We start from the raw sequence: 25,069 nt of genomic DNA, 5'->3' as shown, positions 1-25,069 counted from the left end.
GAGGGTGAGCTTTTGCAGCTTATCAGGTGTCTCTCTCGAGCCTGCTTTTGCTGGTTGAGTGGTGGTAAGAATTTAATGCGTAACGAATTTGCAATAATATCAGAAAACTGGTATTTTTGTAGGGATTACCCTAATAATGCGGTTTTAGGGCGTGTGTCCTTCCACCTTATAATAATATTGAGGGGGCGAGATGGTCGATATGATTTGTACCGGCTGTCTGTTTTGTCACAGTTTTAGATCATGCACTACTATTAAAATCGGTGTCGGCCGGTAATGTTTTGGGACGAAAAATAAATGATACGACAACGTACGCTTAAGAACGTTATTCGTGCCACCGGGGTGGGATTGCATACGGGGAAGAAGGTCTATCTCACTTTGCGGCCGGCAGCGGTTGATACCGGCATTGTTTTTTGCCGGGTAGATTTGGATGAGCCGGTCGAGATCCATGCCTGCCCTGATAATGTGGGTGATACAAGACTCTCCACCACTCTGGAACAGGGCAGTGTCAAAATATCTACTGTAGAGCATCTGCTTTCAGCTTTTGCCGGTCTTGGTATCGACAACGCCTATGTGGATGTCAGTGCGCCTGAAGTGCCCATTATGGATGGCAGCGCGGGTCCTTTTGTCTTTCTGATTCAATCTGCCGGTGTCGAGGCGCAGAATGCGGCCAAGCGTTTTATCCGGATCAAACGCAAAATCGTGGTGAAAGAGGATGATAAATACGCTGCATTTGAGCCTTTTGACGGTTTTAAGGTCTCTTTTGGTATCGATTTTGATCATCCAGCTTTCGCCGACCGGTCCAAATCGGCCACTATTGATTTTTCTTCCACATCATTCGTAAAAGAGGTGAGCCGCGCCCGGACATTCGGTTTTTTACAGGATGTCGAAATGCTACGGGAGCGGGGTCTGGCCCTGGGTGGCAGTATGGGTAATGCTATTGTGGTGGATGATTACCGGGTACTGAACGAAGATGGATTGCGTTATGAGGATGAGTTCGTTAAACACAAAATCCTCGATGCCATCGGAGATCTCTATCTTCTGGGACACAGTCTGATTGGTACCTTCAATGGTTATAAATCGGGACATGCTCTGAATAACCAACTGCTTAAGGCGCTGATGGCCGATGTTACTGCTTGGGAAGAGGTGACCTTTGAAGAGGGTGACAGTGTGCCGATTTCCTACATGAAGCCGGTTCAGGCCGTTAGCTAGTCTTAGTCTGTGTTCTGAAGCGAGCGCTCTTACCAAAACGCTAAGACTGTAACGTTATAGACTTAATTGTTATTGAAATTGTACGGAATAGTGCTTCTTGGCGTTTTTGCTGGAAAAAAAGTCGTTACCAGACGGGCAATACCCGGTGCTGCTGCCTACCGATGATGTTTCCCTAGCCGCCTTAACGCGGCTTGCAGTGCGGGATCTGAGATGTCGTTGGCTGCCTGAAGAATCGTATCTGCATTCTTCGCAGAGAGCTGCCTGACCGGGTGGTTTTTTGTACGTTTGGGAGGCGATTCGCCGAGCATCACCCTGACTATGATTTTTTCCAGGTTGATTCCGCTTTCGACCAGTTGCCTGAGTAGGTTGCGGGAACTGAAACGCAGGCGGCTTGCCCAGATTGATGCATCTGTGTAGATTAGCAGCCTGCAGCCCTTTATAACTGTGGCGATGCAGTGTTTGTTGAGTGGCGTCGGCAGTTGAGATTGCACTTGGCGAAGCAGTACCTGTTGCTCTTGGGATTCTGCGAGCAGTTTCTGGATAGCCGAACCTTTTCCAAGGTAGTCGTTGATGGGGCTGAGGTATTTTTTCATGGGTGAAGTCTGTTACAGAGCTAGAGCTTCAGGAGGATAAAACCCGAAAACTGCATAAAAATATTGATATGGCAGCAGTTCAATCACTGCCGCGCTTCGCATAACTTAGCGCCTTTGAAAAATTATGCAAGGGACGGGGTTCTTTCAGAAGAGAAATAGAGCTTCTGGAAACCGTTATGAACGCAACAAGATACGGTAATATCCCCCACGAACTGATCCATTGGATAATATTGTTGTGCAAAGCGCCACCCTTAAGATCTGCCGGTGCTTTCATTGAGTTACCTATTGGCTCGACGCTTACCCCTACGGATTTTGTTACTGATGCCTATTTGATGCTGGATACGCGAAACCATTAGACCAGTTACTACAAATGGTTACAGAATGGCAGATGGTCATGGTTGACCTTAGCACGGTCATTTGTCCGACTCATACTGAGAATAGTGAGGACCATGCAATTGGCGACACATTGACGCTCCGGGCTTCTAAAAAAGCACCCAGCAACAAGATCCATCACCGACACGGGAACAAACCTGATCTTGCACAAGGTGTGTGAGGACAATGCTGGATAAGTCTGGCTTGTATAGTAAAGAGGGAAGGTGGTGAGGCAATAGCATTTGCCCCTACTATCCCGCCTGATACCGAGTGCAGACAATACAGGGAAATTGGTAACGGCATATACGTTGGTCCGGGCTGTTTACCGATTATTTCAGGGGTTAAAGGTAAGAGTTCTGGTGGATAGCTGGTTTATTGAATCAATGAAACAGCGCGGGTTTGATGTTGTCGGGCAGGTTTGTAGAGATACTCATCTATATGAAGAACTGCCAAAGAGAAAATGAGGTTAACATGGGCGATCCCGTAAGCATGGTGAAAAATATACACCCAAACGAATTGCTCATTTTGAACGGATGGAGGCAATTCTGCGGTTGTATGGGCGATCACAGGAAGAAATCATCAAGATCTAGGGAGAACCCTGGTCAATTGAATCGATGTTTAATCAACTGAAGCTTTCTTGGAGTATGAAGGAAGCGTGGCAGCAGACAGGGCAAACCCTACATCGCTGGATTCATTTAACGATGGGGGGGTATAGCCTGGTGCAGTTGCTGGGGTTGTTGAACGACAATTGTGTTCAGCAGTTGTGCGGTCATTCACACTGGCGGCGGGATAATCCAATAACAGCAGGGCAAATTCGTAAGAGGCTCGTAGCCATTTTTCGCCATGTTGCTGTAAAGGAGTGCTGGGGTCGTGAATGCAAAAAATTCGAGCCGCCAAATTGACTGGGAAGTGAATATGCAGCGAGATATGAGCTTAGCTACTTGTAATCAGCGGCAGAAAATCAGGAACTCGAGTGGCTGGTAGCGACTTGAAGCGGCTGTGTCGCTCTAAACTCTAATTACAGAGTATAAGCTGAGTCTAATACCTAAATTTGAAAGTAATACTCCTTTCAAAGCTCTACCGTAGATCAGGCAGCCAGCTCCACTCTCTTGCAAAACTGGGGGCGGTTATCCTGGTCACACTGATGGCGCTAGTTGGTGGGTCCATATGGGGCGGTTATCAGCTTGGAATTCAAGCGGTGGCTCCACAGATAACAGAGGATATATGGGGAGAGATATTTTTCGTCAGCTGCTTTCTGAACAGCGCCAGGAGTCGCAGGAGATTCGTCAATATACCCGTCAGCATCTGGATGCTCTGGCACTGCGTTTGGGGCAGATACAATCTCACATTCTACGCATCAATGCATTAGGGGAACGTCTTGCCAAGCTTGGAAAACTGAATTCCGATGAGTTTGATTTTAAAGAGGAACCGGCATTGGGTGGCCTGGATGCTTCAGGATCGGCTCAGTCAGTCGGTCCCAGCGAGCTGGTGTCCGATATGGAACAGCTCTCAGTGATGATTGAAGACCGTGAGCATAAGCTGGAGCTGATGGATGGACTGATGCTCGGCAGTAAAATCCATGATGAACTGAAGTTGGCAGGCCGGCCGGTGAAAAAGGGTTGGATTTCTTCTAAATACGGCTACAGAAAAGATCCGTTTACTGGTAAGAAGGCTTTCCATTATGGCGTCGATATCGCGGGTAAGGAGAATTCTGAGTGATTTCAGTGGCCGCCGGTATTGTCACTTTTGCCGGCAAAAAGAGCGGTTTTGGCTATACGGTAGAGATTCATCACGCCGATGGCTACGGAACACGCTATGGCCACAATAACAAGATATTTGTTGAAGTAGGGGATATGGTTTCCAAAGGGAACTTGATCGCTCTCATGGGTTCCAGTGGCCGATCTACTGGGCCACACGTCCACTTCGAAGTTGCTCGCAATGGTCAATCGGTGAATCCGGAAAAATATCTGCGGGCCAATAACTGACTTTTTTCCACTGGGGTTAGACTTGAATGGCATTTGCATAAGTCCAATATTTCTAATCAAGTCCCAGAGTCGCCATTCCGGCGCAGGCCGGCATCCAGTGAAGCAACCACCATTGGCCGTTTTGGATCCCTGTCTGCACCGGGATGACGGTATTATTGAGTCTAAGTCAGTGCCGTTCAAGCCTGACTCGATGGAACCATCAGGGAATGCCTGAAATTGGCGCTATTTTGCGGTATTATCCGCTATCTTTTTTCTAACCCACTACGGAATAAAAGTTTTCATGGTCAGTAAGATTCTCAGGAAGGTTTTCGGCAGTCGCAATGACCGCATGATCAAGCGCATGTCAAAGGAAGTTACCCGGATTAATGATCTGGAACCAACAATCCAGGTGCTTTCCGATGATGAGCTGAAAGCCAAGACAGTGGAGTTCCGGCAGCGCCTGGAACAGGGAGAGAAACTCAATAATCTGATGACAGAGGCATTTGCCGTTGTCCGTGAGGCTGGCGTGCGTGCCCTGGAGATGCGTCACTTCGATATGCAGTTGGTCGGTGGCATGGTGCTGAATGACGGTAAAATTGCCGAGATGCGCACTGGTGAAGGCAAAACCCTGGTGGCGACTCTCGCGGCTTACTTGAATGCCCTTCCTGCCAAGGGTGTTCATGTGGTCACAGTGAATGATTATCTGGCCCGTCGCGATGCAGAGTGGATGGGGAAGATATACCATTTCATGGGGTTAAGTGTGGGTGTTGTTCAGTCGGTAGGCCAGGCCGGACCAGATGACTCTTCGCTCACCTATGATCCGGCCTATGACGGATCTGCCAGTGGTTATCTGCATATGCGCCCGGTTTCAAGGGCTGAGGCTTATGCTTGTGACATTACCTATGGCACCAATAATGAGTTCGGTTTCGACTACCTGCGCGACAACATGGCATTCAGTGCGGATCAGCGGGTTCAGGGCGATAAATTCTTTGCCATTGTGGATGAGGTTGATTCCATTCTGATTGATGAAGCGCGTACTCCACTGATTATCTCAGGACCGGCAGAGGGAAGCTCTGAACTCTATACACAGATTGACCAGATCATTCCATGCCTTACCCGCCAGGAGCAGCTTGAAGATGAAGAGGGTAAGTCGGCCTATGGCCCAGGCGACTTCTCGGTGGATGAGAAGGCTCGCCAAGTATTTCTCAGTGAAGATGGACATCAGCATGTGGAAAATATGCTTGGTGAATTGAGGCTTCTGGATGAGGGCGAGAGTCTCTATGACAGTGCCAATATCAGCCTGATGCATCATGTTACTTCCGCCCTCCGGGCCCATGTGCTGTTCCAGAAAAATGTCGACTATATTGTCCGTGATAGTCAGATTGTCATCGTTGATGAATTCACCGGTCGTACCATGCCTGGGCGCCGCTGGTCTGATGGATTGCATCAGGCCGTGGAGGCGAAGGAAGGGGTAGAGATTCAAAAAGAGAATCAGACTCTCGCTTCCATTACTTTTCAGAACTATTTCCGTCTCTACAATAAGCTCTCCGGTATGACCGGCACTGCCGATACGGAAGCCCCAGAGTTCCTGCAGATTTACGGACTTGAAGTGATGGTGATCCCCACCAATCAGCCGATGATTCGTGATGATATGGGTGATCTGGTCTATCTCTCTTCAGAAGAGAAATACAGTGCCATCATTGAGGACATACAGGATTGTGTTAAGCGGGGGCAGCCGGTGTTGGTGGGCACTGCTTCCATTGAGACATCCGAGCTGATAGACGGGTTGTTGAAGAAGACGGACGTTGAGCATCAGGTGCTGAATGCCAAGCACCATGAGCGTGAGGCAAACATCATTGCCGAGGCGGGGCGTCCCTGTGCAGTGACTATTGCCACCAATATGGCGGGTCGCGGAACTGATATTGTGCTGGGTGGTAATCCCGAGATGGAGATCGCTGAACTGGGGGAGAACCCGGATGCTGTTGCAATCGAAAAGATCAGAAGCGATTGGAAAAAGCAGCATCAGCAGGTGCTGGAGTCCGGTGGCCTGCACGTGGTGGGAACCGAACGACACGAGTCCCGCCGGGTGGATAATCAGTTGCGTGGACGCTCAGGGCGCCAGGGCGATCCCGGATCCACCCGATTCTACCTCTCTCTAGAAGATAACCTGATGCGGATTTTTGCCTCAGACAGAGTCTCGGCCATTATGCAAAAGCTGGGGATGGAGGAGGGTGAGGCCATTGAGCACCCTTGGGTCACCAAGGCGATTGCCAATGCCCAGAAGAAGGTGGAAGGCCGCAACTTCGATATCCGTAAGCAATTGCTGGATTACGATGATGTTGCTAATGACCAGCGTAAGGTGGTTTACGAGCAGCGTGATGGCCTGATGGAGACCGAGGATGTCTCTGGTTCCATCGAAGCGCTGCGCGAGGATGTTGTTTATGAACTGTTCAGCTCTTATATCCCACCTGATAGCCTGGATGAGCAGTGGGATGTGGCTGGGCTGACTCAGTCACTGGAGGAGAATTACGACCTCCATTATCCGCTTCAGCAGTGGCTGGATGAGGATGATTCCCTGCACGAAGAGACCTTGCGCCAGCGAATTATCGATGAGATGACTCAAGCCTATGCCGGAAAAGAGGCGATGGTAGGAACCGAGAACCTTCGGCTCTATGAGAAAGCAGTCATGCTGCAGATTCTGGATTCTCACTGGAAAGAGCATCTGGCGGCGATGGATTATCTGCGTCAGGGCATTCACCTTCGTGGTTATGCCCAAAAGAACCCGAAGCAGGAGTACAAGCGGGAAGCGTTTGAGATGTTCACCCGCATGCTGGATAGCATTAAACTCGAGTTGGTTTCAGTCCTGACCAAGGTGCAGGTGCAGCCTCAGGAGGAAATGTATATACCTCCCCAGGAGCAGGATACCGGCGAGTTCCAGTTTCAGCACCAGGAGTTTACCGGCCTGGATGCGCCTGATGATCCGCCTGAAGCGACAGAGGAAGAGGAGCATAAACCGTTCGTACGTCCGGATCGCAAGGTTGGCAGGAATGAACCCTGTCCCTGCGGTTCCGGCAAGAAATACAAACAGTGCCACGGTAAGCTGAATTAACCATCAGGTGTTTCTTCAGAAAACCATTCCTCATTGTGAAGAACATGAAGGGGTTCTGTTAGGTCTCAAAAAACCGTGACATTCACATACCCTCTTGTAACATCTGCATGGTGTTATTGAAGATTGCCCTGGAAATGCTGGCTGTGTTGTCATTCCGGCGCAGGCTGTAATCCAGGGCGTACTAATTTTCGAGCTACGAATAATGGTCAGCACTGTTTCCGGGTGAATACAAATGAGCAACGATCTGGATTTTAAATCCGTCCCCGGTATCCGCCTGGGGAGTACGGCAGCCGGTATCAAGTACACAGATCGCGACGATCTGGTGATAATCGAACTGGCGGAAGGTACCACCTGCGCCGCTGTATTCACTCAAAATGCCTTTTGTGCCGCCCCCGTGGTTGTTGCCAAAGAGCATCTGGCGGCAACTTTGCCGCACTATCTCCAGGTCAATTCCGGCAATGCCAATGCCGGTACCGGTGCTGATGGGTTGCGGGATGCACGTGAATCCTGCAAGGCTTTGGCTGCCGCACGGGGCTGCGCCATTAATCAGATTTTGCCATTCTCCACCGGTGTGATCGGTGAACCCTTGCCGGTAAACCGGATGGCGGTAGCAACACCGGATGCATTAACCAGACTGAATGAAGCGGGCTGGCCCGATGCTGCCCGGGCAATCATGACAACCGATACGGTTGCTAAGCTGGTTTCTCGGCAGTTTGAGTATGATGGTTGTCAGATTACAGTAACCGGCATGGCAAAAGGCTCAGGCATGATTCGTCCGGATATGGCCACTATGCTTGCTTTCGTAGCGACTGATGCGATGGTGGATGTGGCGCTGTTGCAGTATTGCCTGGAACAGGCTGTGGCACCATCCTTTAACTCAATCACTGTAGATGGGGATACCTCCACGAATGATGCCTGTCTGCTCATGGCATCGGGGGAGAGTGGCTGCAAACCCATTACAGATCCGGATTCAGCCGCATTCGTGTTGCTTTGTGAAGCGGTGAAAAGCGTCTGTATGAATCTGGCCCGGGCCATCGTCAAAGATGGCGAGGGTGCCACTAAATTGGTGGAGATACTGGTCGACGGGGCCGCTCAACAGAATGAAGCAAAAACCGTGGCCTACACCATTGCGCATTCTCCACTGGTGAAAACCGCCCTGTTTGCATCAGATCCAAACTGGGGTCGAATCCTGGCAGCGGTTGGCCGTTCTGGTGTGGCTGATCTCGATGTCAATGGAGTGGAGATCTGGTTGGATGACGTCTGTATTGTGCGCGATGGCGGCCGGGCCGTGGATTACACTGAAGAATCAGGTCAGGCCGTGATGGATAAGCCCGAACTCACTATTCGTGTGGCCTTGAACCGTGGGGATGTTTCTGCGCGGGTGTTGACCTGTGATCTCTCCTACGATTATGTGAAGATCAATGCCGAGTACAGAACCTAGCATTCTGCTATGAGCCCCATCCACGTCGCAGTAGCGGTGATTCAGGATGAACGGGGGCGAGTGCTGCTGAGTCAACGTCCGGAGCATGTCCATCAGGGTGGCTTGTGGGAGTTTCCCGGTGGCAAGGTTGAGTCTGGCGAGACGCTTTCCCAGGCGCTGAAGCGAGAGCTTCGGGAAGAGTTGAATATTGAAGTTACAAACCATCAACCACTGATTCGTGTTACCCATCACTATTCAGATAAATCCGTGATACTCGATGTGCATCGGGTAACCGGGTTCAATGGCACTCCGGAGGGGTTGGAAGGCCAGCCGCTATCATGGACGACTGTGGAGGAAATAAGGGATTATTCTCTGCCTGCTGCAGACCGGCCGATTGTCACTGCTTTGAAGCTGCCTCCTACCTATCTTATTACCGGGGACGACCCCAGTACTCCTGAACTGTTTCTCCAGCGCCTGGAAAAGGCACTCCAGAGAGGGGAGCGGTTGATTCAGTTGCGCGTAAGTGACTTGGCCGAGCTTGAGTACAGGCAGCTTGCATCTGCCGCTCTTGAGCGTTGCAGGGAGAGGGGCGCGCAGCTGCTTCTGAATGCCGATCCGGCGTGGGTCAATCAACTGGGGGCAGATGGGCTGCACTTGAACGGGAGCAGACTAAGCTCTTTTCAGAAACGCCCGCTGACAGAATCTCTTCTGGTCTCTGGATCCTGTCATAACCGGGAGGAGTTAAACAAGGCAGAAATGCTGGGGCTAGATTTTATCGTACTCTCTCCGGTGCTGCCCACCAGCAGTCACCCGAATGCAAAGCCGCTTGGCTGGGAAAGATTCAGAGAGCTGGTTGAGGGCTGTTCGTTGCCTGTTTATGCACTTGGGGGCATGAGTCGTGACATGGTTACTGAAGCTGTGGCAAACGGCGGGCAGGGTGTTGCGGCTATCCGGGGGCTTTGGTCAGAATAACCGAGGTGGGGGAATCTACCCGTGTATCCACCAGGAGACTCTGGAACTTAAGGCCTGCTTCCGGGCACTAGGAAAAATCCTCATCTGCTGGCGAAAAAGGCGTTTCAGCCGTATTGTCAGGAATCCGGTGTGTCTCATCCAGCCAATCGCCAAGATCGATCAATTTGCAGCGTTCACTGCAGAAAGGACGCCATGGCGAGCCATTATTCCATTCGAATATTTTTTTGCAGGTGGGGCAGCTGGCCTGCCGCTTACTGTTCGTTGTCATCAGGGTCAGAGAATACAACAATTCAGAAAAAAGTGACATCCTGTGTGGTTTGCGAGGGGCGTTCCGTATTGGAGGGTTCCGAAAGCGTATGGTGAAACGGTGCTTGCCGCCGCTGATTTCTGCAAACAGCCCGCACTCTCTCGGTAGACCGACGCGGACTAGCTGGGCCGGTGCCTGTGAGTCCAGCGTGTGCTGAAAAAACCGTTCCTGGCTACTTCAGAGGATGTGGTACTGCCCAGTGTTAGTGAAAGAAGCAGGGTGATGGCAGATTGAAGCGGTTCCTGGGTATCTATCCCTGTCTGGAATTCACTGTTGCGTAATTCATGGGGCTGTTGCAGCCAATGGTGGTGTAGAGGGAGATCAAAGGCACAGCTCCCGCTAGGCATACTGTTGCGCTGCATAATACCTTTGAGAAACTCATTTTCCCGGAGTGATTGACCAATTTGGCCGTTCATACCGTAGACTTGCCGGGTAATATTTCCAAGTTCGTCGAGAATCTGCTCGAGACGCTCAATATTAACATCGGATGTCTGTTTGATTCCTGCAAACTTCTCATGATTGTGCTTCAGCTTTTTGATGATATCCGACTTGATATCGGCCCGGGAAAAGATATTGATGATGTCCAGCAGACTATCGACAGGGGCACGACTGGCCCAAGTCCTCTCGTTGAGCGCGGATGCTCGTAGACGATTTTATCTGACACGGGGCTGACATAGCGAAATATCCACGCGTCCCAGGTAAATGAACTGCCAATCCGACTGGGCGGCGTAACATATGCTAGCCATTCTCTTATATTTGGACCACTCAGGTAAATAGCTACTTTCCTTTATGATTCAACAAAAAGTGATTTTGCACGAATAAATACAAAATTAATACGAATTATAGTTGTATAAGCTGTTTTCTCCAGCAACAATGATTTTTGATTGCTGGAAGAGATGCTAATGGGAAAGCGCAATTTTCATATACCGCCTGTGCAACTCTTCAACTGCAGACGGAAGCATTTCCAGGCCTCCAGCATTATCAATGATGTTATCTGCAGCAGAAAGTCGCTGTTCTCGGCTGCATTGAATGGCAATGATCGCTTTGGCCTGGTTCAGCGATATTCGGTCTCTTTTCCTGATTCTTTCGATCTGCAGTGAGACCGGGCAATCCACCACCAGCACCCGATCGACACGGCTGTTCTGCCCTGTCTCGATCAGTAAAGGGATGGAGAGAATGGCATAAGGGTATGTTGGATTCTCCAGGCGCTCCCACATCTGTCGCCTGATTTTGGGATGAAGTATCTGTTCCAGAATTTCACGAGCCTGGGGATTTTCGAAAATCTTTTTTCGAAGTGCTTTTCTGTCCAGTTGGCTATCGGTCAGCAACAGGTCTGTGCCCAACTGAGTGATTATCTCCTCAAGTGCGGGCTGGCCGGGTTCAACAACCTCACGGGCAACCTGATCAGCATCGACAATAGGAACACCGAGGTCTAAGAAAATGTCAGTGACAGCCGTTTTCCCGCTGCCGATTCCGCCAGTTAGGCCGATAGTCAGCATAGCTATTATCCCAGGCCGGCCCAATTCAGATAGGCGGCATTGATCTGGTCACCCCAGAGCATGCTGATCCAGCCTGCGGCGGCAAGGTAGGGGCCAAACGGTATAGGGATGTTGCGGTCTCTGCCCCTGAACAGGATAAGCGAGATACCAACCACTGCACCAACCACCGATGAGAGCAGCATAATCTGGATAAGCGACTGCCAGCCAAGCCAGACGCCGAAGAGAGCGAGCAGCTTGAAGTCACCATAGCCCATGCCCTCTTTACCTGTCAGCAGTTTGAATAGATGAAAGATGGTCCAGAGTGAGAGATAGCCTGTAATAGCTCCGATAATAGCGGAGTGAGTATCGGCAAAAACACCGAATAGACTGATCAGCAGCCCACCCCAAAGAGCTGGGAGGACAATAGAGTCAGGCAGTAACTGATGATCAAAATCGATCAGGGTCAGAGCGATCAGCGCCCATGTCAGAGGAACCGCTACTGCGGTTTGCCAGCTAAACCCAAAGTGCCAGGCCACTACCAATGAGAGCAGAGCGGTTGTCAATTCAACCAGAGGATAGCGAATTGAAATCGGCCTATTGCACTCGGAGCAGCGTCCTTGAAGTATCAAATAGCTGATGACAGGGATATTCTCCCAAGCTGTTATCTGATGGCCACATTTTGGACAGGCTGAGCGAGGATGGCTCAGACTGATGCTGTCGCCACCATCTTCTTTAGAAAGTTCCAGTAGCTCCCTGCATTGACCTTTCCATTCGCGCTCGATGATCAGGGGCAGACGGTAGGCGACGACGTTCAGGAAACTGCCAATGGTGAGGCTGAGGAGGGTGATGGAAATCAGGAAGAGGGCTGGGTTTGAGTGCAGTAGTTGCAGGATGCTCATTTAGACCACATTTGTTTTGAATCCGCTAACTCTCCTCCCTCGGTGAGAGGGGAGCTTGAGCCAATGTTTTGTATAAATAGAATGCCGAGCTCAGACCACGGATGCCATTTTGAAGATAGGGAGATACATCGCAATTACGAGTGCACCCACCAGGGTGCCAATGACCACCATGATAAGCGGTTCAAGCAGACTGCTGAGTGCATCTACAGCATTGCTTACCTCCTCTTCGAAGAAGTCCGCAGCCTTTCCCAGCATGTGATCAAGGGAACCGGATTCCTCACCAATGGCAACCATCTGGATCACCATGTGTGGAAAGTTTTTTTGCTGCGCCATTGCGAGATGAAGTGATTGACCGGTGGCGACATCCTCACGCATACGCATCACGGCATCACCATAGATGATATTACCGGTTGCACCGGCAACAGCTTCAAGCGCTTCGACAAGAGGAACGCCTGCAGCAAACATAGTTGCCAGGGTCCTGGAAAAACGAGCGATCGATGCTTTGTGGAGAATAGTGCCGATAACGGGTGTCCCTAGAAGCATTCTGTCTGTTGCTTGCCTGAGTTTACGTGATCGTTTGAATACGTAGGAGAAAGCGTAAATTGACCCGATAACTGCCAAGACAACAGCCCACCAGTAAGATTGCACCCATTCAGATGCAGCAACAATGGCCTTTGTGAATGCCGGAAGATCCCCTCCAAAACTTGAAAAAATGCTCTGGAATTGTGGGATGACGAAAATCATTATTATTGCGGTGACGACAATTGCCACGATAACAACTGAAACGGGATAGAATAATGCCTTCTTTATTTTTCCTTTCAGCGATTCGGTCATCTCTTTATAGCTGGCAATTTTATCAAGGAGTGTCTCAAGAGCACCCGCCGCTTCACCTGCACGAACCAGATTACAGAAGAGATCGTCGAAGTAGAGCGGGTGCTTGACGAGTGCTTCTGCTAATGCGGTACCTCCTTCAATATCGGCTTTGATGGCCAGCAGCAGATCTCGCATTGCCGGTTTTTCATGGCCACGCCCTACTATATCGAAGGATTGAACGAGGGGGATACCTGCATCCATCATGGTAGCAAGTTGCCGGCTGAAGACAGCGATATCTCTCGGCGTGATTCGCTTTTTGGTGCTGAACAGTGAAGCGGCTTTCTTTTTCACTTTCAAAGGCGCAATACCCTGTTTTCTCAGTTCCGCTCTGACCAAAGCAATGTTGGGTGCCCGGGTTTCACCTTTGACCCGTTTTCCTTTTTTATCCGATCCTTCCCAGACAAATACTTTGGTTTTTTCAACCTTTTTCTGAGCAATTGCAGTGGCAGCCATATCGATTAATCCTTAGTTACCCGGTTGATCTCTTCTAGGCTGGTAAGGCCTGCTCTTACTTTATTGAGGCCAGATGTGCGCAGATCTAGAGTCCCTTCAGATTTTCCCAATGCCTCAAGTTGCATGGAGTTACCGCCCTCCATGATCAGCTTTTCCATATTACTTGAGATGGGCATAACCTGAAATATACCAAGTCGACCCTTGTATCCTTGAGCGCAGAGATCACATCCTACAGCTCTATAGGTGGTGAGATCCTTCAGTTCACTCTCTTTGAAGCCCTCCTTAAGAAGTGCTTCTTTGGGCAAGGCTTCGGCTTCTTTGCAGTGTTGGCACAGGCGCCGTGTAAGACGTTGCGCCATTATCAATAGGACGGATGATGCGATACTGAAGGCAGGTATACCCATGTTGGCCAGGCGCGTGAGGGTTTGTGGCGCGTCATTGGTATGCAGGGTGGATAGCACCAAGTGACCGGTTTGCGCGGCCTTGACTGCAATCTCGGCTGTTTCCAGGTCGCGTATTTCACCCACCATTATAATGTCAGGGTCCTGGCGAAGGAATGCCCGGAGGGCTGACGCAAAGGTCAAGCCTGTTTTTGTATTGGTATTGACCTGATTGATGCCCTGGACCTGTATTTCAACCGGGTCCTCGACAGTGGATATGTTGATCTCAGGTTTATTCAGAATATTTAGCGCTGTATAAAGCGAGACTGTTTTTCCGCTGCCGGTTGGGCCCGTGACCAAAATCATTCCATAGGGTTTATTAATTGCTGCATTAAAGGCATTCATTTGCTGAGGCTCCAAGCCCAAAGCCTCAATGCCCAGTTGAGTGCTGGTGGAATCGAGGATGCGCAGCACTATTTTTTCTCCATAGAGTGTAGGGCAGGTATTCACACGGAAGTCAATAGAGCGGTTTCGGGACAATACCATCTTGATGCGTCCGTCCTGGGGAACTCGGCGCTCAGAAACGTTGAGCTTGGACATCACCTTGATGCGCGCTGTCAATCGGGATGCGATGCTGACAGGTGGGGAGGCGACCTCATGTAAAATGCCATCCCGGCGATATCGGACCCGAAAGGTCTTCTCGTAGTGCTCGAAATGAATATCGGAAGCACCGGTACTGATGCCATCCAACAGAATTTTATTGACGAACCGGACTACCGGTGCATAATCGACATCCAGGTCTCCATCCTGCACCCCTTCGTTTTCCTCAACCGTAATATTAAGATAATCCAGGTCATCACCTGCCAGCATGTCAGATATGCTGGTTTCGCTAGCCTGAAGTGCGATCTCAATGATTTTGGTCAGTTTATCTTCCTCGACTAGAATCACTTCAGTGCTGAGGCCGGTATGGAATTTTATTTCATCAAGGCTTTGTAGATTTGTTGGATCAGAAACTCCCAGAAACAGTCGGTTTCCACGTTTGATAAGAGGCAGGAGATGGTGAGTGCGTACCAGTTTTTCTTCGACCAGGCCTGACGGAGTGGTTTCCATATCAAGGGCATCCAGGTCAAACAGAGGAATACCATACTTCTGGGAGGCATACTCGGCAATCTCCCTGCTTTTAAGCATTTTTTTCTCAACCAGATGGGTAACGAACGGTTTACGCTGCTTTAGCGCCTCCTGAAAAGCCTGCTGGGCACTCTCTTCGGATAATAAGCTATCGTGAACCAGCCAGCGGGCCAATCCGTTCACACTGACTTCTGGTTTGGTTGTTGCCATTCTAGTATGTTACCAAGCTGTCTTAAGATATTATTAATTTAGTTAATAATTATGTTTGATGCTCAGATGTCTGGGCAGGGTAGCGGTAATAAATCACACCACATGCCAGTATCCACCGGGTGTTTGTTTCAACCGTTGTCCAAGTGGATATCAGCATAGCGCTATATTCAAAAACACCACTTGGCGGATTGTAGCAAATTTATATCGTGGATTCGACTTGATAAGAGCTCCTTTTTCTTGCCGTATGTATGGGGAAAGCTTTGATGCTGCTGCTCAATTATCCGGAAGATATCCGTAAAGCCATTTACCCGACTAAGTGCGATCGAACCGCTTAACAGCGTGATTCGTAAAGCCATCAAAAAACGGAAGCTGTTCACATCTGAATAACGCGGTAAATAAAGTGGTGTATATTGATGCCATTATAGTGCCATAATGGTTGACCTGCTCTAGTTTTGCGCGCGATGATTCTGAATACTCAGGTATTTTTCTTCGTGAGAAACGTTGGGGCGTGGTTTTTTGTTCGGTGGCAAAGGAGGAGATTTAGGGATGGATTTTCTGGCGGGCGTTAGTCCTGACAGGAATGTTCGTGTTTTCTAAAGGACTTTAATGATTATTAGAGGAAGAACTAATGAGAAAGCTACAATCCGGTTTTACATTAATCGAACTGATGATCGTTGTAGCGATCATCGGTATTCTGGCGGCGGTCGCGTTACCTTCATATCAAACCTATATTGCTAAGGCGAAGATGACTGAAGTGATTCTGGCAGCAGCTTCGTGTCGTACTGTAGTGGCAGAGGGTTATCAGACAGGGACTGTAGGTGCAGGGCCAGGTGGCGGTAACTGGGGCTGTGAAAGCAGCGGTTCCACTAAGTATGTTAAGTCTGTCACTACCAATGGCGATGGACTGATAACAGTTACCATGAATGCGGCTATTCGTTCTGACCTTGACGACAAAACAGTTACTCTTACCCCTTATATTGGGGATGTTGTTGCGACTGTCGCTAGTCTAGGGTCTGTGATTACGGAATTCAAGTGCGGTGCTAGTACGGATGTCGTGAAGAGGTATTTACCTGGCTCTTGCAGGGCTGCCGCCATTCCCGCTACATGACAATTTCTCACTTTGGGAGGGCTCTGGCTGGATTCGATTAGGAAGAGCTTTGAGCTTTCCCGGTTACTGGGATGTGTTAATACTGATTGAATAAGCTGATGAAAATCACATCCGCTGCGGCCGTGGATGGAGAGCCGGGGAATAATAGGTGGTCGAAGATTGAGTGCGTTTTGGAGCAGGATGTTCCGAAACGCACCACGAGTATCGAAGACGCACTTGTTATGCTTATCGGTTATCGATTGATGCATTGATGAGTATTAACAGGCCCTGACAGAACCATCTGTTTTGGCGGTTCTGTATTTTTTAGGTGTCTCCTTCAGCTACCTGGACTAGCCCTTTGTTGGTCGCTGCGGCGCTGGTAAAACCGCCTTTTATCGGGCCAAAAAATTCACGGTTGCCTTTTGGCTCCTGGCTATGGATAAGATGTGCGGCGAGTTCTTTTCTTCCCGTACCCGATTTGCCGCTGACATAGACGGAGTCTGATTACGTGCCAGTTTTTGGATGGCCGCAGATTTTCCCCCACCGGTGACTCACTTAACAGCGGTTCTGCATGGCTGATGCATCTGAGTGGATTGCGAATCTCATGGGCGATGCTGGCGGCGGTGAGTCTCCCCAAAGAGGCGGGCTTCATCTGTTGGGTGACCTTGGCAGTATCAAGAAAGATAACAGCACCCTCCCGCGGCCGCTTCCAAGGGCTGAGAACCCCACCTTCAACTCTCTACCGCCGGGGGCGTCGGCCTGATCTTAATTGCCATCGCCACATCAGTTCACGCTGTTTTTTTGGCGGACTTTTATTTATCAGCTTCCAAATGCTTTCTGCAACAGTAATAAACCCCATTCTCCACAATTGCCTCCGGCAAGGGAATGTGTGTGCCGCAATACTTGCATTGAACCATGTCTACGGCAGGTTTAAAGTTTTTCGTTTTGCTGGACGCACGTTTACGCAGATAGGCGCGGCGAACGAGAAAATAGATAGCCCAGATGGTAAGGGCGGCTAGGAGAAATCTGAAGCCCATAAGCCAATTTTATAGCGGTACGCTCTGAATTTTGATTATTCGTCTGAATTGGCTCAGAATAGCATTTTTTCGGCGAACAGGTTGTATATAAAGAATGAACCTACACGAGTATCAATCGAAACAGTTGTTCGCGAAGTATGGCATCCCGGTTTCTGAAGGTTTGCCTGCTGCAACGGTTAATGAAGCCAAGGAAGCTGCGCAGACTCTTGGTGGTGAGCGTTGGATGGTTAAAGCACAGGTGCATGCCGGAGGTAGAGGCAAGGCTGGTGGCGTGGTTATGGTCGATACCCTGGACCAGGTGGAGTCTGAGGCCGAGCGCTTGCTGGGCGGTATGCTGGTTACCAAGCAGACCGGGGAGCATGGCCTGCCGATCAATACACTGTTGATTGAGAAACCCACGTCGATTGACCGGGAGCTCTATCTCAGTGCACTGGTAGACCGGGCTGAGAAGAAAATCCTGTTTATGGTCTCCAGCGCAGGTGGTATGAACATCGAAGAGGTGGCTGAAGAGACACCCGAACAGATACACACCATCCATGTGGACCCGGCCGTTGGCCTGCAGGGTTACCAGTGCCGGAAACTGGCTTTTTCACTGGCGCTGGAAGGTCCCCAGATACGGGCATTTCAGAAGTTTATGAATGGGCTTCATGAGCTGTTTGTAGCCAGCGATGCCAGCCTGATCGAAATCAACCCCCTGGTGGTAACCAAAGAGGGTGAGCTGGTCGCCCTGGATGCCAAGATCAATCTGGATGACAATGCGCTTTATCGCCAATGCGACCTGCTGGCGATGCGGGATGCCACTCAGGAGGATGAACGGGAGGCAAAGGCCAGGGAGCACGATCTCAACTACATTACCCTAGACGGCAACATCGGCTGCATGGTGAATGGTGCGGGTCTGGCCATGGCGACCATGGATCTGGTTCAGATTAAGGGTGGCTCTCCTGCTAACTTCCTGGATGTTGGTGGTGGTACTACCGCTGAGCGGGTGGCCGAGGCGTTCAAGCTGATTCTCTCCGACGATAAAGTCAAGGCCGTGCTGGTTAATATTTTTGGCGGCATTGTTCGCTGTGACCTGATTGCCCAAGGCATCATTGATGCGATTAGGGAGGTGGGTGTCAAAGTGCCTGTGGTGGTGCGCCTTGAAGGGACTAATGCATCCCAGGGACTGGAAATTCTGGCCCGTAGTGGACTGGCCATTACCACTGCAGCGGATCTTGCTGAAGGTGCAGAGAAAGTCGTCGCTGCCGCCAGCGTCTGAAAATTCAGATACAGGACATAAATTGTGAGTATTCTCGTAGATAGGAACACCCGGGTAATTTGCCAAGGCTTTACCGGCAAGCAAGGCACATTTCATACTGAACAGGCGATTGCTTACGGTACCCATGTGGTGGGCGGCGTCACCCCGGGCAAAGGTGGGCAGACTCATCTCGGTCTGCCGGTATTCGATACGGTACACGATGCTGTGGAGCAGTCCGGTGCCGAAGCGACCATGATCTATGTACCGGCGGCTTTTGCCACCGATGCCATACTGGAAGCGGCTGATGCAGGCGTTAAAGTGATTGCCTGTATCACAGAAGGCATTCCAGTGCTGGATATGCTGAAAGTGAAGGCGGCACTGGAGTCTTATGACTGCCGTCTCATTGGCCCCAATTGCCCGGGTATCATTACCCCGGGTGGCTGCAAAATAGGGATTATGCCTGGGATGATCCACAAGCCCGGCAAGATCGGCATCGTTTCCCGTTCCGGAACCCTGACCTACGAGGCTGTCTACCAGACCACTACGACAGGTCAGGGCCAGAGTACGTGTGTCGGCATCGGTGGCGATCCAATACACGGCATGAACTTCATCGACTGTATCAAGTTGTTTGAAGAAGATCCTCAGACCGAAGGTATTGTCATGGTGGGCGAGATCGGTGGCACAGCAGAAGAGGATGCCGCAGCCTACATCCAGCAACATGTGTCGAAACCTGTGGTTGCCTACATTGCAGGTGTAACGGCACCTCCTGGAAAACGCATGGGCCACGCAGGGGCTATCGTCAGCGGAGGCAAGGGCACGGCGGATAGTAAATTCGAAGCGCTTGAAGCCGCGGGTGTTGTCACCGTCCGTTCACCGGCAGAGATAGGCAAGCGGGTACTTGAGCTGATGAGCTGATTCGTCTTCAACCATAAACAGTAACTCTCGCCAAGACGCCAAGATCGCAAAGTTATAGCTTATATTCAAGAGCGTATGAAATAGTCTTCCTGGCATCTTCTGCGCCTTTGCGGGAAAAACAGCATCGCTTCTGGACGGCGACGAGTTATATAGTAACTTAATTGATTTATTTGTAATGTAACCGCCCCGACGATTGAGCCGGTGGCGGTTTTCATCTGATCAGATAAGTGGTGGAATTTTGAGCCTGAGAATCTCGCTGGCACAGCTTAATCTCCTCGTGGGTGATATTGACGGCAATGCCGACCGTGTCCTTGAAGCGGCCCGCAGGGCAAGGGATGAACAGCAGGCCCACGTAGTGGTTTTTCCCGAGCTGACATTGGTCGGCTATCCTCCTGAAGATCTGCTGCTCAGACCTGAGTTGTTGAAACGGGTGGACCAGGCCCTTGAGCGACTCTGTAGTGAAGCTGTCGGGATCGATCTGATACTCGGCTACCCCCGGCGCAAGAATGGCAAACTTTTTAATGCAGCGGGAGTGATCCGGAACGGGATCATTCAGGCTGAGTATTATAAAGCGCTGTTGCCAAACTACAGTGTGTTTGATGAGAAGCGCTATTTTGAACCCGGCGATGCACCTTGTGTCATTGAGATCAATGGAATTCCGGTGGGCATTACCATCTGCGAGGATGTCTGGTACAAGGAGCCCGCTGCCAGAGCGGCTGAGGCCGGTGCCCGGATTTTGCTGAATCTGAATGCCTCGCCCTTCCACACCGGAAAAGCGCCGGAGAGAGAAGAGTTACTGAAGAAACGCGCCAAAGAGAGCGGGCTCTCTATTATCTATATTAATCTGGTCGGAGGTCAGGATGAACTGGTGTTCGATGGCGGCTCGTTTGTGGTTGATGCAAAGGGAGAATTGACCCAGCGAACGGACTATTTTGTAGAGTCACAGCCGCTGGTTGAATATACCGGCAGCGGATCAGAGTTGCGACCGCTCCCCGGCGAAATATCTCCGGCACTCGGTGAAGAAGAGGGTATCTATAATGCGTTGGTACACGGGGTGCGAGACTATGTGCAGAAGAACGGCTTTCATGGGGCGGTACTCGGTCTTTCCGGGGGTATAGATTCGGCCCTGACCCTGGCGATTGCAGTCGATGCTTTAGGCCCCAGGCAGGTGGAAGTGGTCATGATGCCGTCCTGCTATACAGCGGATATGAGCAACGAAGATGCGCTTAAGGAGGCGGAGGTTTTTGGTGTTAACCACCGGACAATACCGATTGCTCCCGCTTTAAATGCGTTTCTCGGCATGCTCGAGGATGAGTTTTCAGGGACCACAGTAGATGTCACTGAGGAGAATATCCAGGCCCGTTGTCGTGGTATTGTTCTGATGGCAATCAGTAATAAAAAAGGAAAAATACTGCTGACAACCGGTAATAAAAGCGAAATGTCTGTAGGTTATGCCACACTTTATGGCGATATGGCGGGTGGATTCGCACCAATCAAAGATCTGCCAAAGCTGATGGTTTACCGTTTGTCCCGGTATCGAAACCGGCAGGCAGAAGTGATTCCTCTTCGGGTGATTGAGCGTCCGCCATCGGCGGAGTTAGCGCCAGATCAGAAGGATGTGGACTCTCTGCCTCCCTATGAGATACTTGACCAGATTCTGAAGCTCTATGTCGAAAAAAATCAGGCGGTCGGCGAAATTACAGCCGCAGGGTTTGATGAAGAGGTCGTTCGGCGGATAACTCGCATGGTCGACAGAAATGAATATAAGCGTCGGCAGGCCCCGCCCGGAGTCAAAATTACCAAACGGGCTTTTGGTCGGGACAGACGCTACCCGCTTACCAGCGGCTTTTGATAGCAGTATAATGCTGCAAGTAAGTCCTAGGACTCACCTACTTAAGGGAGGATCTGGGGTGATCGTGAATTGTTGCAATACCTGAGTGTAAAAGGAGCTCAATAGCAATGAAAAAAGTGGATGCCATCATCAAGCCGTTTAAACTGGACGATGTCCGTGAAGCACTTTCAGCGGTGGGTATTACCGGTATGACCGCGACTGAAGTGAAAGGCTTCGGTCGCCAGAAGGGTCATACAGAACTCTATCGTGGTGCGGAGTACGTGGTGGATTTTCTGCCCAAGGTGAAAATTGAGGTGGTGATCGTTGAATCTCAGCTGGACGAGTGTATCGATGCAATAACCAACGCTGCACGTACCGGAAAAATCGGCGACGGAAAGATTTTTGTGACATCGGTGGAAAAAGTGGTCCGTATCCGCACCGGTGAAGAGGATGAGGCGGCCATCTGAGTTCTCTTTGGTTGGTTTCCGGCTTGGTTTTTTATACTTGGATAGCCGAAAAACGATCACAAGGAAGCGCAGAGCTCGCAGAGGATTATTCTGTTTCCTCTGGTCCTCATACTCTGCGAACTCTGCGCTAACGAAAACTCAAACTCTCATTTTTACACGAAGCCCGGCAGGACAGCCTTCACACTTCACAACCGGTTTTAACCGGCAGAATGGCCGTTTGATTTGGTTTCCAGCCGTACCTCGAGGCCACTTGCTGACTTGGCTTGTCCCACCGAAGCGTTATATAGTGCGAATCCCTCAGAATAATAAATTGGCAGGTCAGGCTTTCCAATGAGCAAGAGCCACTCATAAACCACTCCGTGTTATAAATTAATGACGTGGGAAGAAGTTAGATGACGGCAGAGATGAGGCTGACTGATACCTGATTTTACTTAATTAGGGCACCTCTGATCAATTCATGAATCGGTGTCTGGCGAGTTGAAATCGCCCGTCTCTGCGTTGAAAATATTGGCAATAATCCGCTATTACCTGCAATTTCCGCTTTGATCCAGAAGACGTCAACTCGTCATCCATCCGATCCAGAATTAATCTAAAGCTCTTTTGGGAACAAAAATCATTGGCCTGGGTCACAATATAGAAATATTATTCTACGCCATTGGTGTAGTCACTTGTTCGGTATGGAGAGATGGATTTTCACCAGGGACACAGAAACGTATCGTCTGATTGCAAGGATGCGGCTTGTTCCTCTTCCCACCCTCCATATGGTTTAGCTTTGAGTTAACAGTCCAGACATTTTTTGGAAAACAGGAGGCCATGATGGCAAAAGACGGTTCTGTCGCTCCCAAGGAGCGGATCAATATCAAGTATGTTCCGGCAACAGGAGACAAAATGGCAGAGATCGAACTGCCCTTACGTCTGGTGGTGATCGGTGATTTCAAGGGTAAAGGTGAAGATCAGCCGCTGGAGGAGAGAGACTCGGTTCGTATCGATAAGACCACCTTTAACTCTGTAATGGAAAAGGCGAATTTGAAGGTCGATATCTCAGTGGATGATCACCTTTCCAGTGAGCCTGATGAGGGTGCGACTATACCTGTCGAATTGAATTTTTCCTCATTGGCTAGTTTTTCTCCAGACAGTATTGTTGAGAATGTCCCTGAGCTTAGTAAACTGTTGGAATTGCGTCAGGCACTGGTGGCGTTGAAGGGGCCTTTGGGCAATGTGCCTTCATTCCGACTCAAGATTCAGGAGTTGTTGGAAGACAAGGCGCTGCGTGAAGAGCTTGTTGGAGAGTTGGATCGTGTATTGACTGACGATGAGGAGAAAAACAATGGTGAGGCGTTGGGGGCAGATGATGATAATTCAGATAACAAAGCAAAGAAGTAGCTGAATATATAAAGAACCCATGATCAACTCCTGAATTACAGCATCTGGCGGCTAAAACCTCTCGGCTCTGTGTTGAGAATCATTGTGATAGTTTGCTATTACTTGGTTTTTCGCATTGATCCGGAACGTTTCATCTATCCGATCCGAAATTAATCAGAGGTTCTATAAAGTAAGTCGAATAGCTCAACCCGTCTGGTAATTCGTACAAACAAGAGGGAGAACAATGGAAGCAACACAAGCAGGATCAGTTGGAAACAAACAAAGCCTTGGTTTGATCGAACAGATAATGGTTCAAACCCGTATGAAACTTGGCGAAGGCGAGTATTCAATCGCGAAAAAAGGTATCGCAGAATTTATCTCTGCGATGATCAAGACTAATGACGCGGTTGAGCCGATAAATAAGCGTCTCGTCGATCAGATGATTGCAGAGATCGACAGCAAGATGGGCAAGCAGACCGATGCAATACTTCATAATAAAGATGTGCAAAATTTGGAGGCTGCCTGGAAAGGTTTAAAGATTTTGATCGACCGCACTGACTTTCGTGAAAACATTAAGATCGAAATGATCCATGTCACAAAAGAAGAGCTGTTGGACGACTTTGATTTCTCGCCTGAAGTAACCCAGAGCGGTTTGTATAAGCATGTTTATTCCTCGGGTTATGGTCAGTTTGGTGGCGAGCCTGTTGGGGCGGTTATTGCAAACTATACGTTTGGGCCTTCATCGCCAGATATTAAATTGCTCAATTACGTTGCGGCGGTAGGTGCTATGGCTCATGCACCGTTTATCAGTGCGGCGGGTTGTGAATTCCTGAACATCGATAGCTATACAGAACTGCCCAATCTAAAAGATATCAAAGATATTTTCGAAGGGCCAAAGTTTACAAAATGGCGAGGATTGAGAGAGAATGAAGACTCCCGGTATCTGGGTTTGACGATGCCCCGTTTTCTTCTGAGAACACCCTATGATCCACTCGAAAACCCGGCACGGACATTTAATTATGCCGAAACTATCGATGGCGATCATGAAAATTATCTCTGGGGAAACACGGCATTTTTGATGGCGACTCGTTTGACCGAGAGTTTTTCAAAATATCGCTGGTGCCCGAATATCATCGGTCCGCAAAGCGGTGGTGCAGTAGAAGATCTTCCTGTTCATCTGTTTGAGTCGATGGGACAGCTTCAGGCAAAGATACCCACAGAGATTCTTATTACCGACCGAAAGGAGTACGAGATTGCCGAGGAGGGTTTCATTTCATTGACCATGAGGAAAGGCGGCGATAATGCCGCCTTCTTTTCGGCTAATTCTGTACAACGGCCAAAAGTTTTTGCAAAAACCAAAGAGGGGCAAGAGGCCCAGACCAACTACAAACTTGGTTCCCAGTTGCCCTATATGTTCATCATTAATCGCCTTGCGCATTATATCAAAGTGCTCCAACGTGAGCAGATTGGCTAATGGAAGGAGCGTCAGGATCTTGAACGTGAGCTTAACGTATGGATCAAGCAATATATCGCCGATCAGGAAAACCCTCCATCGGACGTAAGAAGCCGTCGTCCGCTACGTGCGGCAACAATCGAGGTGATGGATGTAGAGGGTGATCCTGGCTGGTACAAGGTGGCACTGTCTGTACGTCCGCATTTCAAATACATGGGCGCTAATTTCGAACTATCTTTGGTTGGAAAACTTGATAAAGAATAGCTTCCAGGGTTTTTATTACTCGTGAATACGCCATCGACAGGTAGTTTCT

21 protein-coding genes and 4 pseudogenes are annotated in these 25,069 nt (G+C 49.7%); 17 read left to right on the top strand and 8 right to left on the bottom strand.

The genetic code is table 11. From position 1 onward, the window contains the following. Nucleotides 1–294: 294 nt before the first annotated feature. Nucleotides 295–1,209: a UDP-3-O-acyl-N-acetylglucosamine deacetylase gene (gene lpxC / locus MN084_RS12540; protein WP_241086165.1), complete on the top strand. Its 915-nt coding sequence runs from the start codon at nucleotides 295–297 to the stop codon at nucleotides 1,207–1,209. A gap of 155 nt (nucleotides 1,210–1,364) precedes the next feature. Here the strand turns inward: lpxC and MN084_RS12535 are convergent, their stop codons facing one another. Beyond that, nucleotides 1,365–1,802 (bottom strand): DciA family protein, encoded by a 438-nt coding sequence (locus MN084_RS12535; protein ID WP_241086166.1) that lies wholly within the window; start codon nucleotides 1,800–1,802, stop codon nucleotides 1,365–1,367. 176 nt (nucleotides 1,803–1,978) lie between these two features. Here MN084_RS12535 and MN084_RS19800 point away from each other — a divergent pair. The 6 genes and pseudogenes from MN084_RS19800 to MN084_RS12505 all read left to right on the top strand — a co-directional run bounded on the left by MN084_RS19800 (nucleotide 1,979) and on the right by MN084_RS12505 (nucleotide 9,639). After that, nucleotides 1,979–3,076 (top strand): annotated as a pseudogene (locus MN084_RS19800) (IS701 family transposase). A 322-nt stretch (nucleotides 3,077–3,398) separates the two neighbouring features. Next, on the top strand, nucleotides 3,399–3,893 hold the full coding sequence (locus tag MN084_RS12525; protein WP_241086167.1) for a M23 family metallopeptidase: 495 nt from the start codon (nucleotides 3,399–3,401) through the stop codon (nucleotides 3,891–3,893). Further along, entirely contained in the window at nucleotides 3,890–4,159 is a 270-nt protein-coding gene (locus tag MN084_RS12520) for a M23 family metallopeptidase (protein ID WP_241086168.1), read from the top strand. The genes MN084_RS12525 and MN084_RS12520 overlap by 4 nt, the downstream gene beginning before the upstream one ends. Before the next feature lie 280 nt (nucleotides 4,160–4,439). Further along, nucleotides 4,440–7,247 (top strand): preprotein translocase subunit SecA, encoded by a 2,808-nt coding sequence (gene secA / locus MN084_RS12515; RefSeq protein ID WP_241086169.1) that lies wholly within the window; start codon nucleotides 4,440–4,442, stop codon nucleotides 7,245–7,247. A 232-nt stretch (nucleotides 7,248–7,479) separates the two neighbouring features. Then, nucleotides 7,480–8,688, top strand: coding sequence for a bifunctional glutamate N-acetyltransferase/amino-acid acetyltransferase ArgJ (gene argJ, locus MN084_RS12510; protein WP_241086170.1), 1,209 nt, complete (start codon nucleotides 7,480–7,482; stop codon nucleotides 8,686–8,688). A 9-nt stretch (nucleotides 8,689–8,697) separates the two neighbouring features. After that, nucleotides 8,698–9,639, top strand: a complete 942-nt coding sequence (locus tag MN084_RS12505; RefSeq protein WP_241086171.1) for a Nudix family hydrolase — start codon at nucleotides 8,698–8,700, stop codon at nucleotides 9,637–9,639. 67 nt (nucleotides 9,640–9,706) lie between these two features. On the opposite strand, the gene MN084_RS12500 is transcribed toward MN084_RS12505, so the two are convergent. From MN084_RS12500 to pilB, 6 genes and pseudogenes are all read right to left on the bottom strand, one after another. Then, entirely contained in the window at nucleotides 9,707–9,907 is a 201-nt protein-coding gene (locus MN084_RS12500; protein WP_241086172.1) for a DNA gyrase inhibitor YacG, read from the bottom strand. Between the two features lie 144 nt (nucleotides 9,908–10,051). Beyond that, nucleotides 10,052–10,536, bottom strand: a pseudogene (zapD, locus tag MN084_RS19795) (cell division protein ZapD); the annotation flags it as partial. Nucleotides 10,537–10,845: 309 nt separating this feature from the next. Continuing rightward, complete coding sequence (gene coaE, locus MN084_RS12490; RefSeq protein WP_241086173.1) at nucleotides 10,846–11,445, bottom strand: dephospho-CoA kinase; 600 nt, start codon at nucleotides 11,443–11,445, stop codon at nucleotides 10,846–10,848. Nucleotides 11,446–11,450: 5 nt separating this feature from the next. Next, on the bottom strand, nucleotides 11,451–12,323 hold the full coding sequence (locus MN084_RS12485) for a prepilin peptidase (RefSeq protein WP_241086174.1): 873 nt from the start codon (nucleotides 12,321–12,323) through the stop codon (nucleotides 11,451–11,453). Nucleotides 12,324–12,413: 90 nt separating this feature from the next. Next, nucleotides 12,414–13,649, bottom strand: coding sequence for a type II secretion system F family protein (locus tag MN084_RS12480; RefSeq protein WP_241086175.1), 1,236 nt, complete (start codon nucleotides 13,647–13,649; stop codon nucleotides 12,414–12,416). Between the two features lie 5 nt (nucleotides 13,650–13,654). Next, nucleotides 13,655–15,367 (bottom strand): type IV-A pilus assembly ATPase PilB, encoded by a 1,713-nt coding sequence (gene pilB, locus MN084_RS12475; RefSeq protein ID WP_241086176.1) that lies wholly within the window; start codon nucleotides 15,365–15,367, stop codon nucleotides 13,655–13,657. A 260-nt stretch (nucleotides 15,368–15,627) separates the two neighbouring features. On the opposite strand from pilB, the pseudogene MN084_RS12470 reads away from it, so the two are divergent. The 4 genes and pseudogenes from MN084_RS12470 to MN084_RS12455 form a co-directional block, all read left to right on the top strand. Further along, nucleotides 15,628–15,751: pseudogene (locus MN084_RS12470) on the top strand (transposase); the annotation flags it as partial. Nucleotides 15,752–15,995: 244 nt separating this feature from the next. Further along, nucleotides 15,996–16,475: a pilin gene (locus MN084_RS12465; protein WP_241086177.1), complete on the top strand. Its 480-nt coding sequence runs from the start codon at nucleotides 15,996–15,998 to the stop codon at nucleotides 16,473–16,475. Nucleotides 16,476–16,573: 98 nt separating this feature from the next. Further along, nucleotides 16,574–16,726: a hypothetical protein gene (locus tag MN084_RS12460; RefSeq protein WP_241086178.1), complete on the top strand. Its 153-nt coding sequence runs from the start codon at nucleotides 16,574–16,576 to the stop codon at nucleotides 16,724–16,726. Nucleotides 16,727–17,025: 299 nt separating this feature from the next. Then, nucleotides 17,026–17,217, top strand: coding sequence for a hypothetical protein (locus tag MN084_RS12455; protein WP_241086179.1), 192 nt, complete (start codon nucleotides 17,026–17,028; stop codon nucleotides 17,215–17,217). 49 nt (nucleotides 17,218–17,266) lie between these two features. Here the strand turns inward: MN084_RS12455 and MN084_RS19790 are convergent, their stop codons facing one another. After that, a complete protein-coding gene (locus MN084_RS19790; RefSeq protein ID WP_445083829.1) occupies nucleotides 17,267–17,491 on the bottom strand; it encodes a PP0621 family protein in 225 nt (74 codons plus the stop codon). A gap of 94 nt (nucleotides 17,492–17,585) precedes the next feature. On the opposite strand from MN084_RS19790, the gene sucC reads away from it, so the two are divergent. The 6 genes and pseudogenes from sucC (at nucleotide 17,586) to tssC (ending at nucleotide 25,020) form a co-directional block, all read left to right on the top strand. After that, nucleotides 17,586–18,749, top strand: a complete 1,164-nt coding sequence (sucC, locus tag MN084_RS12450) for an ADP-forming succinate--CoA ligase subunit beta (protein WP_241086180.1) — start codon at nucleotides 17,586–17,588, stop codon at nucleotides 18,747–18,749. Nucleotides 18,750–18,773: 24 nt separating this feature from the next. Continuing rightward, nucleotides 18,774–19,643, top strand: a complete 870-nt coding sequence (gene sucD / locus MN084_RS12445; RefSeq protein WP_241086181.1) for a succinate--CoA ligase subunit alpha — start codon at nucleotides 18,774–18,776, stop codon at nucleotides 19,641–19,643. A gap of 238 nt (nucleotides 19,644–19,881) precedes the next feature. Next, a complete protein-coding gene (locus MN084_RS12440; protein ID WP_241086182.1) occupies nucleotides 19,882–21,495 on the top strand; it encodes an NAD+ synthase in 1,614 nt (537 codons plus the stop codon). Between the two features lie 107 nt (nucleotides 21,496–21,602). Then, nucleotides 21,603–21,941, top strand: coding sequence for a P-II family nitrogen regulator (locus MN084_RS12435; protein ID WP_241086183.1), 339 nt, complete (start codon nucleotides 21,603–21,605; stop codon nucleotides 21,939–21,941). An 816-nt stretch (nucleotides 21,942–22,757) separates the two neighbouring features. Continuing rightward, nucleotides 22,758–23,324, top strand: coding sequence for a type VI secretion system contractile sheath small subunit (gene tssB / locus MN084_RS12430; protein ID WP_241086567.1), 567 nt, complete (start codon nucleotides 22,758–22,760; stop codon nucleotides 23,322–23,324). A gap of 223 nt (nucleotides 23,325–23,547) precedes the next feature. Next, a pseudogene (tssC, locus tag MN084_RS12425) lies at nucleotides 23,548–25,020 on the top strand (type VI secretion system contractile sheath large subunit). Nucleotides 25,021–25,069: the final 49 nt, after the last annotated feature.

The organism is Candidatus Vondammii sp. HM_W22 (assembly GCF_022530855.2).
Taxonomy (GTDB): domain Bacteria; phylum Pseudomonadota; class Gammaproteobacteria; order Chromatiales; family Chromatiaceae; genus Vondammii.
Note: the sequence above shows the minus strand (reverse complement) of the source record. Positions and strands in the feature narration are given on the sequence as shown.